General features: G+C 48.1%; 13 protein-coding genes. All 13 read left to right on the forward strand.

Annotation, left to right across the window (positions count from 1 at the left end; genetic code table 11):
- The first annotated feature begins 3 nt into the window (after positions 1-3).
- The 13 genes from Ami103574_RS02870 (at position 4) to Ami103574_RS02930 (ending at position 13538) form a co-directional block, all read left to right on the forward strand.
- The gene (locus Ami103574_RS02870) at positions 4-507 is read left to right on the forward strand and encodes a gamma-glutamylcyclotransferase family protein (RefSeq protein ID WP_132383303.1); all 504 of its coding nucleotides are present in this window, start codon (positions 4-6) and stop codon (positions 505-507) included.
- A 6-nt stretch (positions 508-513) separates the two neighbouring features.
- Entirely contained in the window at positions 514-1554 is a 1041-nt protein-coding gene (locus Ami103574_RS16235) for a C40 family peptidase (RefSeq protein ID WP_132383300.1), read from the forward strand.
- A 20-nt stretch (positions 1555-1574) separates the two neighbouring features.
- Entirely contained in the window at positions 1575-2315 is a 741-nt protein-coding gene (locus tag Ami103574_RS02880; RefSeq protein WP_243117447.1) for a DUF6329 domain-containing protein, read from the forward strand.
- A gap of 209 nt (positions 2316-2524) precedes the next feature.
- Positions 2525-2779 (forward strand): DUF6103 family protein, encoded by a 255-nt coding sequence (locus Ami103574_RS02885; RefSeq protein WP_132383297.1) that lies wholly within the window; start codon positions 2525-2527, stop codon positions 2777-2779.
- A gap of 394 nt (positions 2780-3173) precedes the next feature.
- Entirely contained in the window at positions 3174-3587 is a 414-nt protein-coding gene (locus Ami103574_RS02890; protein WP_132383294.1) for a ribbon-helix-helix domain-containing protein, read from the forward strand.
- A gap of 86 nt (positions 3588-3673) precedes the next feature.
- Positions 3674-3961, forward strand: a complete 288-nt coding sequence (locus Ami103574_RS02895) for a hypothetical protein (protein ID WP_132383292.1) — start codon at positions 3674-3676, stop codon at positions 3959-3961.
- A 292-nt stretch (positions 3962-4253) separates the two neighbouring features.
- A complete protein-coding gene (locus Ami103574_RS02900; protein WP_132383891.1) occupies positions 4254-4652 on the forward strand; it encodes a RidA family protein in 399 nt (132 codons plus the stop codon).
- 81 nt (positions 4653-4733) lie between these two features.
- Positions 4734-7310, forward strand: coding sequence for a MobP3 family relaxase (mobP3, locus tag Ami103574_RS02905; protein ID WP_132383863.1), 2577 nt, complete (start codon positions 4734-4736; stop codon positions 7308-7310).
- A 14-nt stretch (positions 7311-7324) separates the two neighbouring features.
- A complete protein-coding gene (locus Ami103574_RS02910) occupies positions 7325-8728 on the forward strand; it encodes a DUF3991 and toprim domain-containing protein (RefSeq protein WP_132383865.1) in 1404 nt (467 codons plus the stop codon).
- Positions 8729-8753: 25 nt separating this feature from the next.
- Positions 8754-9740, forward strand: coding sequence for a type IV secretory system conjugative DNA transfer family protein (locus Ami103574_RS02915; RefSeq protein ID WP_330572205.1), 987 nt, complete (start codon positions 8754-8756; stop codon positions 9738-9740).
- Positions 9741-10454: 714 nt separating this feature from the next.
- The gene (gene ltrA / locus Ami103574_RS02920; RefSeq protein ID WP_163065209.1) at positions 10455-12296 is read left to right on the forward strand and encodes a group II intron reverse transcriptase/maturase; all 1842 of its coding nucleotides are present in this window, start codon (positions 10455-10457) and stop codon (positions 12294-12296) included.
- Between the two features lie 62 nt (positions 12297-12358).
- Complete coding sequence (locus Ami103574_RS02925) at positions 12359-13270, forward strand: type IV secretory system conjugative DNA transfer family protein (RefSeq protein WP_330572206.1); 912 nt, start codon at positions 12359-12361, stop codon at positions 13268-13270.
- Between the two features lie 13 nt (positions 13271-13283).
- Positions 13284-13538, forward strand: a complete 255-nt coding sequence (locus Ami103574_RS02930) for a helix-turn-helix domain-containing protein (RefSeq protein WP_132383869.1) — start codon at positions 13284-13286, stop codon at positions 13536-13538.
- Positions 13539-13593: the final 55 nt, after the last annotated feature.

The following is a 13593-nucleotide window of genomic DNA, read 5'->3' on the forward strand; positions in this document are numbered from 1 at the left end:
AACATGGCTAAATCCCGTTTATACATTGCCTATGGCAGCAATCTTCATCTGCCGCAGATGGCATTCCGCTGCCCCACCGCCAAGGTGGTGGGAGCCAGCGAGGTCAAAGGATATGAGCTGCTGTTCCGTGGCGGCAGCCGTGGAGCCGTTGCTACTATTGAGCCGCTGGAGGGCAGCTCCGTACCTGTGCTTCTATGGAAAATCAGGCCGCAGGATGAGCTTTCCCTCGACCGTTATGAGGGCTACCCGAATTTTTACCGCAAGGAAATGCTGGAGGTGGAGCTGAACGGTAAGCCTGTGAATGCAATGGTGTACATCATGAATGACGGCAGGGAGTTCGGCGCACCCTCGGATTTTTATCTCCACACCATTGCCGAGGGCTATGAAACCGCAGGCTTTGATACGGATTTTTTGGATCAGGCGATGGAGAAATCCATCCGTCTGGCGCAGGAGCAGCAGGATGCGGAGGATGCGCAGTTCAACCTTTGGCAGCAGAAATGGTGGTGATCCCCGATGGCAGACCCGGCAACCATTACCCTTGCGGTGAAAGCGGCAATCGCCGCTGCTACCGACAAACGGACATGGAAAACGGTGGGAGTGGTCATCGCCGCCATCCTCACCCCGTTTATTTTAATCATCGTCATGATCATGAGCCTGCTGTCCGGTACCGCAGACCATAACAATTCTGCTGTGGATTTGAGCTTTCACGGCGGCAGTATCTCCTCACAGGTGCCAGCGGAGTACCGGCAGTACATCGAGGATATGCGGGGCAGCTTCTCTGATTTGGATGAAGCTGTGTCTGAGATTACGCCCATGATCGAAAGCGGCAGCATCGACAGCACCCGCATGAAGTCGATTTTTTATTCTCTGTATTTCGGCGCTGAAAACCTGCGGATAAACGCTTCCGATTACCGAGCCTTTGCGGATTGCTTTGTCCGCTACGAGGAGCGCACCCGCACCGTCACCGATGCGGATGGCAACGAAACGGAGGAAACCTACACGGTGGCTGTCCCCATTACCGATCCGAATGAAATATATGCAAATCTTGAAAGCTCCCTCGGCAGAACCATTACAGAGGAAAACAGGATCAATGCACAGCAGATTTACTCCCATGCCAAGTATGGCAGAGCTATCCCCGGTGCGGAGGATGGAGAATATCCCGGAGAGATGGGCGATGGTACCTATCAGGTGTTGATGGAGGAAGCCCAAAAATATATCGGCTACCCGTATGTTTGGGGCGGCTCTTCTCCGCAGACTTCCTTTGACTGCTCCGGTTATGTGTGCTGGGTCTATTCGAAATCAGGCGTATATTATCTGCCCCGCACCACGGCATCGGGTATTTTTAATCAGTGTGCTGTGATCTCCCGTGAGGAAGCAAAGCCCGGAGATTTGGTGTTTTTCCAAGGAACCTATGCCTCAGCCGGAATCATAAGCCACATCGGAATCTATGTTGGGAACGGTCAGATGCTGCACTGTGGAAGTCCAATCGGCTATGCGGATCTAAACAGCCGCTATTGGCGCAGCCACTTTTATGCTTACGGCAGGCTCAAATAGACAAAAGGAGATGATGTTTCATGAAAGCGATTTTTGAACGGAAGGCCTCAGATTTCGATCTGTGGAGCTTTGAGGTATCAAAAACCATTCGGCTTCCCGCTGAAGTTTTTGAAGCCGTGCTGCAAAAACCTATGAGGGATTACGACTTTATTCAGGACAATATAGCGCAGATGCACTGCGACAGCAGTGGTGTGTATCACTGCCTGCTGCTGACCGGCGAGGACAGAAAAGACGGATTGCTGGTGGAATCGGAGGGCTATGGCTACTGCCGGTACGCCTCCTATGTTCCCGATATTTCCGCTCTTACCTCCCCGGCCTTGCAGCACCTCAACGAACGGATGACAGCCGCAGCTGACTACATCGTATCCACTGGAACTCAGAATACGACTGAGGGCAACTGGATCATTAGCTTTGATGAGCTGGCACAGCAAACCGGCTTTGAGCATGATTTTAACAGCATGGATACGCTACTGGATATGCTCCATGAGCGTGAAGAAGTGGCAAATGTAGAGCTGGGCGACACCGCCATTGACGTGTGCTATTACCTTGATTTCTGTCCGCAGTATGGCGGTCACCCGGAGGAAGCAGAGCCGGGACAGCTATCGGAATCCGCTGCGCCTGTCAGCAGACTGAAAGAATTGCTCCATCTTCATTGGGAGGATATTCATCTGCTTCACAAGGATGTGGAGGTACAGCCTGCCACCATCGTGGAGCTGGATGAGCATACCCTGACCGATGCCGGGAAAGCGGGCTTGGGCTGATGTTTTGGATGCCGAGGTGGTCAAGGTTTACAACGGCTACTACGGTTTGCAGATGGAGCTGGACAAGGTAAAGCCCTCCCGTTTGGAGGAATTCTCGTCCATGCTTGCCGGATACTGCCCGGTATCGAATTATGAAAAATGGATCACGCAAGAGAATGATGCCCCCTCACAGTCACCCGAAATGAAACTATGAAATGGAGGAAAGTACGATGAAAAAAGCAACACTGACCGTCAGCTTTGACAGCGAAAAGCTGGATGCCCTGACCTACCACATGAGCAAAAAGGATGCAGATTTGCAGACGGAGCTGGAGGATACTGTCCAAAAGCTCTATGAAAAGCACGTTCCGCAGGCCACCCGTGAATACATTGACGATAAGCTCTCCCGTGAGGCCGCCACCAAACAGAAGCCCCAAAGGCCGGTTCGCCCTGCTGCGGCAGGCGGCTCTGACAACAGGCTGGTGTAAGCAGGAACGCTGTCCGGGCGTGTGGGCGGCGGTGTTGCCCTGTGTGGCCTTTTGGCAGGCGTGGTGGCATCCTGATACCCATTAGCATCGTACCGCCCACGTTGCGCCCATGTGGAGAGAATGTGAGAAAGCCCCGGATGCGGTGAAGAAACCTCAGAATGAGGGCGTTCCGGTAGGGTCGAAAGTGGTGCAGGTTAAAGGGTTTATGCTGCTTTGGCAGCCTAAATCCGAAAAACACCGACCGGCAAAGCCGTTCGGGGATTCCGAAGTGACATAACTTTCTGACCGAAGTCCTGATTTGTTATGCTGGTTTCAGAAAAGAGCAAGGAAAATCGGGTGTTTCCGGAGCTTACCCTGCATACCGGGGCAAAATTCACAGAGAAAAGGAGGCATTATGGCAAAGGAACCGGAAAAAATCCGCACCGGCTTTTATATCGAAAAGGAAGTGCTGGATCGGTGCGATGAGCTGCTGGAGCAGGCCAACGTGAAATCCCGAAATGAATTTGTCACCGAGGCGTTGAGGTTTTACTGCGGCTATCTTACCTCGCAGAAAATTGAAAACTATTTGCTGCAGAGCTTATCGTCCGTCCTCGTCAGTGCCATTCGAGATACGGAAAACCGTCTGGCCAGAATGGATTTCAAAATCGCTACCGAGCTGTCCAAGCTCTCTCATGTGGTAGCGTATACCCATGCGATTGACGAGCAGGCACTGCAAAGCCTACACTTAAAATGTGTGGAGGAAGTGAAACGAATCAACGGTGCGGTTGATTTTGAGGACGCATATAACTACCAAAAGCGGCGAACCTAAAATGATAGGAATTATTTGTTTCTTTTGGGTATGGACTATGGAAATACATTCGTTTATGGTGTGTTGCGAAAGGAGGTAAAAGTGCAATGGAGAAAAATGAAATCTTTGAAACAGCTATCCGTGAGCTGACGGAAGCTGCAATCAGCAAGCTCAAGGAAAATCTGGATGATATAGAGCGGCAGCTTTACGCTGAGGTAAAAGCTCTCAGCTCTCAAGCTCGTGAGATTGTCAAAACGCTACCGGCGGATCAGCAAAAAATTCTTACTGATTATTTTGAGAAAACCAATTTGATTGCCGACCATGAGTGCCAGCACCTCTATGTGCAGGGTGCAAAAGACTGCGTGGAGCTGCTGCAAAGGCTCGGTGTGCTGTAAGGAACATAGGTGGACGGCCTCTGCACATGCGGTATAAAATCGCAAGATTTGTACCGCTTTGTCCTGCTTTCCAATTTAGCAAATGAATACTTGACTAAATCTTAGGCTGTTAATATAATTACTAAAAAGGAGGTGCCGGAATGAGATTGGTTTTAGTAAATAGCAATATAAAAATTAACGAAAATTCCATCTCTGTTTTTGGAGAGTAAATTTCTAACAGTGGATAACTGTGTAGTATTGATGGTATATAGTGTTAGAAATTATTTATCCAACAGAGAAAGGATTTTACCAAATGAATAACAATGTAGTTACAAGATTATCTTCATCAGGAAAAATAAGCAAAGCAGTAGGAAATTATACTCATATAACTAAAATTAAGCCAAATTCAACATTTTATACATTTTCAGGTCAAATTGGAGCAGATTTGAGCGGAAATATTCCTGAAGAGTTTAATCAACAAGTAAAGAATACATTTATAAATATAGCAAATCTCCTGAACAGTGTAGATTTGAAGTCGGATAATGTTATAAAGGTAAATATATGGTCAACAGAAGAAATTGATTGGGATTATTTTGATAAGATATATGGTGATTTTTTCGGAGAAATCCCTCCTTCTATGACAATTGCTTATGTAAATGCTTTAGGTTTAGAAACAATAAAAATAGAAATAGAAATATGGGCGGCAGGATAATCAAGAAGTATATTTTTTCGAGCGATCATTTACCACATGGTCGCTCTTTTCTTTTGCCAATAACATAGAAAGGAGGCCGCCATGCCGAAAATCATATTCACCTCGCAATATATGCGGGATGCTCCACCCGCTCAGCTTGAAAACTATGTGAAGTACATTGGTACCCGTGAGGGTGTAGAAAAAATTGATGAGAGCAAGCTGCTGCTTCTGGCTACCGTAAAGCAACAGCAGCTCATCCATCAGCTCATCCGAGATATTCCCTCTACCAAGGAAATGCTGGAGTATGCTGATTACTGTGAGAACCCCACCATCGGCAATGCTACCGAATTTATCTCCCTTGCCTTGGAACAGAATCTCAACCTCATCGGTAAGCGCGAAAATTATGTGGAGTACATCGCTGGCCGTCCCCGTGTGGAGCGTATCGGTGAGCATGGTCTATTCACCGATGCCGGAGTGCCGGTGGTGCTGGCTCGGGTGCAGGAGGATGTGTGCAAACACAAAGGCGCTGTCTGGACTCATGTCATCAGTCTGCGCCGGGAAGATGCCGCAAGGCTTGGTTATGACAGTGGTAAGCAGTGGCAGGATTTACTCCGCAGCAAAAAAGCTATGCTCTGCAAACATATGAAAATCGACAGTGAGAATCTGCGATGGTATGCCGCTTTTCATAATGAAAGCCATCATCCCCATGTGCATCTCATGGTCTACTCCGCCAAAGACAATGATGGATTTCTCACCGAGCCTGCTATCGAAGCTATGCGCTCAGAGCTGGCGCACGATATTTTCCGTCAGGACTTCGCCCATATTTATGAGCATCAGAATGAAGCCCGCAATCAGCTTAAACAAAGTGCCGCTGAGGTGATGGCTGAACTGCTTTCACAGGTACAAGATCATGTTTGTGAAAACAAAGCCATCGAAGTGGATCTGCTGCTATTATCGAAACGGCTTCAAAACACAGGGGGCAAAAAGGTATATGGGTTCCTCAAGGCAGATGTGAAAGCTATCATTGACCGCATCGTGGATGAGCTTGCCAAGGAGGAACGCATCGATAAGCTGTACCGAACATGGAACGACTGGCAGAATGAAATTCTAAAGACCTATACCAATAAGCTGCCACCCCTCCCTCCGCTCTCTCAGCAGAAACAATTTAAAAGCATTAAAAACATGGTGATTGCCGAAGCGTTGCGCTTCAGAAGTCACCATGTTTCATTTGAGGATGAAGCTGCGCCGGAACCGGAGATGTCCGAGCCTGCGGATGTTTATCCGGATGATCGGCTGTTCATTCTTGAAGCAGAACTTGGAAATGCTCTGGCCATGCATGACCTCGGCAGGATGTTTGCGGACGGCTTGGAACGTGATATTGATTTACAGACAGCTCATGTTTGGTACGAAAAAGCCCTGACCGCTTTTTTATCCGCAAAGGAAGAAAGGCCAAAGCCCTATCTGGAATACCGCATTGGAAAAATGTACGCTGCCGGTCTCGGTACAGAGCAGGACTATGGGCAGGCCGCCTCATGGTTTCAGGAGGCAGTGGATAAGAACCACAAATACGCCCAATATTCTCTCGGCAGTCTGTACTATCGTGGTCCGGGTGTTTCACAGAATTATGCGGAGGCGCTCCGCCTCTATACTCTCTCTGCCAATCAAGGAAATCCCTATGCGGATTATGAGCTTGCCAAGATGTATCGTGACGGTGTCGGTACGCCGGTGGATGCCGCTTTATCCAAGCAGTATTTCAAAGCCGCCTTTTCCGGATTTTATCGCCTGGAAAAGGACAGCCATGATGACAAGCTACAATACCGCCTCGGTCAGATGCTTTACACCGGAATCGGTACGGATAAGGATGTGCAGGCGGCGATTTCCTACTTAGGAAAATCGGCACAGCTTGGAAATATAAATGCTCAATATCTGCTGGGCAAGGTATATCTGGAAAACGATATTGGCAATCCGGCACAGGCGGTGGCATGGATGATCAAGGCGGCAGATGCCGGAAACGCTGGGGCACAATATGCGCTTGGTAAGCTGTATCGGGATGGTACTCATATGGAGAAAGATATTCCAAAAGCGGTGGCCATGTTTACTGCTGCCGCAGAACAGAAAAACGAATATGCCGCCTATCAGCTCGGCAGGCTTTACCTCTCTGGTGAGGATATCAGTAAAAATGTTTCCGAAGCGGTCAAGTGGCTTACGCTCTCCTCCAATCTCGGCAATGCCTATGCCCAATATGCCTTGGCAAAGCTGTATCTTAGCGGTGATGGCGTTCGCAAGGATGTTGGCGAGGCAATCCGGCTGCTTACCTTATCCGCAGAGAAGAAAAATGAGTATGCAGCCTATCAGCTCGGCAAGCTCTATCTCCAAGGGGAAGATGTTCCCCGTGACAAGGAAAAGAGTCTCTACTGGCTGGGGCAGTCTGCGGCGCAGGGCAATATCTATGCGCAGTATCTGATTGACAACATCAACAGCTATCGCAATCCCTCGGTGTTGCTGGCCGCCACTCGGCTTATGCATCAACTGGAAAATCTGTTCCGTGAGGATTACCGTAGAACCGCCGGAGCTGCCGCTGATCACATCGACCGCAAGCGCAGACGGAAGCTGCAGGAGAAAAAGCAGGCGCAGGGTCACAAGCGTGACGATCATGTATCACAACAAATTCATTTATGATGGGAGGTTTTTTTGTGTCAGGCTATATCTATTTTACAGATGAACAAAAGGAGCGAGCCAATTCGGTAGATTTGGTGGACTTCCTCCAGCGGCAAGGCGAAAAACTCCTGCCCTCCGGCAGAGATAAACGACTGGCCAGAGATCACAGTATTACTGTCCGTGGAAACCGCTGGTACGATCACTCCGCTCAGGAGGGCAGCTATGCCATTGACCTTGTGAAACGGCTCTACAACCTATCTTTTCCGGAGGCGGTCAGCCTGCTGCTGGGCGGCGAACAGGGGGTGGAATACCGGCAACACAACAAAAGCAGCGAACCAGAGCAGCGAAAGCCCTTTGTGTTACCGCCTGCCCATACGGATATGCGCCGGGTATTTGCTTATCTGATCAAGCAGCGCTGTATCAGCCGTGAGGTGCTGTCCGAGTTTGCCAGAGAAAAGCTGCTGTTTGAGGATGCTGAATACCACAACGCTGTGTTTGTGGGCTTCGATGAAAAAGGCATGGCCCGTCATGCCCATAAGAAAAGCACGGTGACCGACAGCGGGTTCCGTATCAATGTGGAGGGCAGCAATCCAGCCTACAGCTTTCATTATATATCTAAAAGTCCCTATCCCCATAACCTGTTTGCGTTTGAAGCGCCCATTGATCTGCTATCCTACATTAGCCTACATCCGCAGAACTGGAAAAACGCCAGCTATGTAGCGTTAAACGGTGTGTCTGAACAACCGATCCTGAAGCTGCTGGGGATGTATCCGCAGCTCGATCATGTGGTGCTGTGCCTCGATCACGATGCGGCAGGCATTGAAGCTACCGAGCGCATCTATGATATTTTAATGGAACATGGGCAGTTTGCAGCAGGTCAGGCGCAATCCAAATATAAAGACTGGAATGAGGATTTGAAAGCACAGCACGGTTTCACACCAATTCCTGCCGAGGAACATCCGCAACTGTTACTTCGTGATGAGCTATGTGAAGAAATTAGTAAATTCACATGGGAGCATCAAAGTGCCGACTGCTCCGTTGATGTGTTTCGGAAAACACTGCAAAACTGCCGAGGCAATCCACAGCAGAGGAAAAATGCACTGGTGAAACTGGCTGGTCTCTCTGTGTTGGCTGCTACCAAGGAATACAAGCGCATCAGTCACTGCCGGGATTTGTCCACAGTGGAAAGCAGATTAAAATACAGCTTTAAAACCTATCAAAACCATGGCAGGCTGGAAAACAAACTAAGCGACATTGGAAACTCTCTGATGCCGCTTTTTTTATGCTCCCAAATAGAAACACAAAGCGAAAAACAAAGCTGTGCGGAGAGCTTCGAACAGCTGGCGTCCGAATGCTTAAAGGGCGCTGTCCTCGTGGAGCTTTCCATTCAGAAGGCGGCAGAAAAGAAACAAGAGCAGGGCGGCTTGTGCTTATCATGAGCCGCCTATCGGAAAGGAGTTCTCTATGCAAACAACACAAATTATAACCTTAATTGTAATTGGGCTGGGGATGTTTACTGTCATCGGCTTCATTTCCCTGCTGGCACATTACTATACCTTAAACGGTATCAAATCCAAGACCGTAGGTGACGGTCAGCACGGTACCGCTCGTTTCGCCACAGAAAGCGAAATCAAACGGACATACGCCCATGTACCCTATGAGCCGGAGAAATGGCGGCGTGGGCAAAATCTGCCCGCCCTGCAGGGGCTTGTGGTGGGCTGCAGACAAAAGGCAGGCTCTACCACCGCTCTAATTGATAACGGCGACATTCACTGCCTTATGATCGGCGCTGCCGGTGTAGGTAAAACTGCCAATTTTCTTTATCCCAATATCGAATATGCCTGTGCTTGTGGCATGAGTTTCCTCTGTACTGATACCAAAGGTGACCTGTTCAGAAATTACGCTGGCATCGCAAAAGATTACTATGGCTATAAAATATCGGTGCTGGATCTGCGTAACCCCACCCGCTCGGATGGCGATAACATCCTGCAGCTGGTCAACCGCTATATGGATGCCTACATGAAAAATCCGGAGAACCTCGCTTTAAAAGCCAAGGCCGAGAAGTATGCCAAGATTACCGCCAAGACCATTATCTCCAGCAGCGGCGAGGACTCGGCAAGCTACGGTCAAAATGCATTTTTCTACGATGCCGCCGAAGGTTTGCTGACATCCGTCATCCTGCTGATTGCGGAATACTGTCCTCCGGAGAAGCGGCACATCATATCGGTGTTTAAAATGATACAGGACTTGCTGGCTCCCTCGCCGGTGAAGAATAAAAGCCAGTTCCAGCTTCTGATGGATAAGCTGCCGTCTGACCATAAGGCAAAATGGTTTGCGGGAGCAGCACTAAATACCGCAGACCAAGCGATGGCTTCGGTACTGTCCACAGCTATGTCAAGGCTCAATGCGTTTCTGGATTCAGAGATGGAGCAAAGTGCGACACGTTCCTAACTGAAAAGGTTAGGCACAAGGTCGAATAAAAGGGAAATTGAAAGGAGTTTCGCAAACATGAACTTGTAGAACTGATAATCCGACAGGTGGAATGATGGGGTAACGCCCTGAAGCGCCGCCCTAATACTCCGATATGCATAGTCAACGCAATCACGGCTGTGTGTAAAGCTCGGAGAAGTCGGCAGAGAGCAGCCCAAACAGGTCAAGCTGTGGAAAGCTGTCCAGAGGTGGACGGTGCGGCCTATATGCCGGGGGTCTACAAAATACCTATGGTGAGAATGAGAAATCTGACGAACTTGCGAAGGTACGAGTCTAAACCATTAGTATGCAGAAATGCATATCTTCATTTGAAGGTGCGTGTGGTAAAGTAAGAATTTTGTTTATGAAATACCATGTGGAGTTACAGGCTTCACCCAGCGCACAGGCTTAAAGCAAGCACCTACGGGTATATGAAAAGATAGGATTATCGGAACGTGGAAAGCTGCAAACGCAGAGGTAATTGCATACCGTTGAGGCGTTGGAATCGAATAAATAAGGTTCCTTTATTGCAGTGAGAGTAGTGGCACGAGCGATGAAGTCTTTGTAATGAAGATGGAGCAACAGCCACAAGTCATTTTAGAGAATAACAGATAACAGGTATATTCTTCGTAGCTTCGAGTATGACTAAGGCAATTTTGCCTGAGAAAATCATGCTCCGAGAGGAGGATGATGCCTATGACGAAACAAAAGAAACTAAGAAATATTGAGTATTATGGCTTGCAGGAAACGCTTGATGATCTATATGAGAAAAGCAAAAACGGTGCGACATTTGACAAGCTCATGGATTTAATTCAGTCAAAGGAAAACATCATGCTTGCGTATCGGAATATCAAGCGCAACAGCGGCAGTGGTACTTCAGGCGCAGACGGCAGAAATATATCGGATATCGAAAAGTTGTCCGCTGAACAGTATGTCAAATGTGTACAAAACAAACTGGCATGGTACAAACCAAAACCTGTACGGCGTGTTGAAATCCCAAAACCAAACGGTAAGACACGCCCACTCGGAATCCCTACAATTTTTGACAGGCTGGTACAGCAGAGCATTTTACAAGTGTTAGAGCCTATCTGTGAAGCTAAATTTTATGACAGGAGCAACGGGTTCAGACCGAAAAGGTCTGCGGAAGATGCGATTGCCCAATGCTACCGCATGATACAACGGCAACATCTGCACTTTGTTGTGGACATAGATATTAAAGGCTTTTTCGACAATGTGAACCATGCAAAGCTGATACGGCAAATATGGGCGATGGGGATACGAGATAAGAAGTTACTATGCGTGATTAAAGCAATGCTGAAAGCACCGATAGAAATGCCAAACGGTGAAATGCAATGCCCCATAAAGGGAACGCCGCAGGGCGGAATATTATCACCGCTATTATCCAATATAGTGTTGAATGAATTGGATTGGTGGGTAGCCTCCCAATGGGAAACAATGCCGACACATACGTCTTATGAAACAATGTGTAGCGATAAACTCAACCGTGGGAATGTATATCGGGTACTCAAGAAAACTGGCTTAAAAGAAATGTTTATCGTCAGATATGCGGATGATTTCAAAATTTTTTGCCGTACTAAAAGCGATGCCGACAGGGTGTTTCTGGCGGTCAAACAATGGCTAAGGGATAGATTAAAGCTGGAAATCAGCGAAGAAAAGTCCAAAGTCGTTAATCTGAAAAAGCAATATTCAGAATTCCTTGGGTTTAAGCTCAAAGCGGTAAAAAAAGGCGATAAATATGTGGTGAAATCTCATATGAGCAACAAGGCGTTGCAAAGCGAAAAACAGAAACTTTCAGCTAAAATCAAAGGAATGCAACGGCCTAAAGATTTGCTTGATGAGAAACGGATGCTCAATCTCTACAATTCAATGGTATGGGGTATCCACAATTACTACAAGTTTGCCACGCACATCAGCATTGACTGTGCCAAAATTCAACGCAGTCTTAGCATAGTAATGAAAAACAGGTTGGGAACTCGTCTTGGGAAAACAGGGGTAACAAACAATGTGTACATTTTGAAAAACTATGGAGCAAGTAAACGGATGCGGTATCTTAATAAATATCCGCTATGCCCTATTGGTTATATTCAGACAAAAGCACCTCTGTACAAGAAAAAAGAGATATGCAAATACACGCAAGCAGGCAGAGCCGAAATCCATGAAAACTTAAAGTTTGACATTACGGTGTTGCTCCTGCTTATGCGGGAGCGGCACACGAATAAGAGCATTGAATTTATGGACAACAGGCTCTCCTTATGGGCGGCGCAGTATGGGAAATGCGCTGTAACTGGAAAAGTGTTGTGGATAGATGAAATCCACTGCCATCATAAAGTTCCAAGGGAAAACGATGGTACTGACAGGTACAGCAACCTAATTATTCTACACAAAGAGGTACACACTCTCATTCATGCGGTACAGCCCGAAACAATTCAAGCATATCTCGGCAGAATCAATCCTACCCAAACCATGCTAAAGAAAATCAATAAACTAAGGCTGATGGCTGGTAACTTTGCCATCTGAAAGTTTCTAAAGTTTCGAGAAATATCCTGTTTATCTACAACTCTAAAATGATGGAACGCCGTGTGCGGGGAAACTCGCATGCACGGTGTGGAGCGGGGGAAAATCCTACGATAACATCAAGGGATTACCTATCGCTATTCCTGTGCTTTGACAGCTCTCTTGATACGGAAACCTTCTGTAAAGAAAAGTGTGCCATCTTTATCGTACTGCCGGAGGAAGATAATACGAAATACTTTATGGTGTCGCTGTTCCTGCAGCAGCTCTACCGGGAAATGCTGACGGTGGCTGATGAATACGGTGGAAAACTACCTAACCGGATAATGATATTTGCAGATGAGATTGGAACTATCCCGAAAATCCAGTCGATGGAAATGATGTTCTCCGCAGGCCGCTCCCGCCGTATCAGTATGGTACCCATCATCCAGTCCTTTGCTCAACTTGAGAAAAACTACGGCAAAGAGGGTTCCGCCATCATCATCGACAATTGTCAGGACATTCTGTTCGGTGGCTTTGCCCCAAACTCCGAAAGCGCCGATATTCTATCCAGAGCGCTTGGCAACAAAACCGTCATGTCCGGCTCCATCAGCAGGGGGAAAAACGATCCAAGCCAGAGCCTGCAGATGATCCAGCGACCGCTTATGACACCAGATGAGCTGAAAACCCTGCCCAAAGGCAATTTTATTCTGGCCAAGACCGGCTGCTGTCCCATGCGCACCAAGCTGCCACTGTTTCTGAAATGGGGCATCCAGTTTGAGAAACCCTATGTGGTAGATGAACGTGCCGCCCGAAAGGTTCATTATGCTGACCGCTTTGAGCTGGAGCAGGAAATCCTCCAGCGAGGCTGTGCCTATGAGGAAGATGATTTTGCCGAGTTCCCGGAGCCACCCGGTGGCGACCGCAGCGGTGGATCTCTGCATACTCCAGTGCAGATTCATGAGCCGGAGCCTCCTGCCATGCCTCTGCGCACCGATTAGGGGGTGTTCGTGATTGAGCTATCTTTCCTCTCTCTACGCTGAAAATGTCCCTCACCGTGCTGTGGTGGTGTACCGCTATCTGAAAGATCGGGCGAACAAGGACGGAACCTGTTACCCTGCAATCGGTACCATCGCCAAAGATTTGAAGCTCTCCCGCCGCACGGTGCAGAGAGCCATCGCTGACCTTGAAAAGACCGGCTATCTTCAAAAGGAACAGCGCTGGCGGGAAAACGGCGGTAAGAGTAGTTTACTGTTTACGGTGAAATGAAAAAACACATACCCTGCCGCCAAGGGAGTAGTGCGACCTGTTGGCGGCATATGGT

Origin of the sequence: Aminipila butyrica (genome assembly GCF_010669305.1) — a bacterium.
Lineage (GTDB): Bacteria > Bacillota > Clostridia > Peptostreptococcales > Anaerovoracaceae > Aminipila > Aminipila butyrica.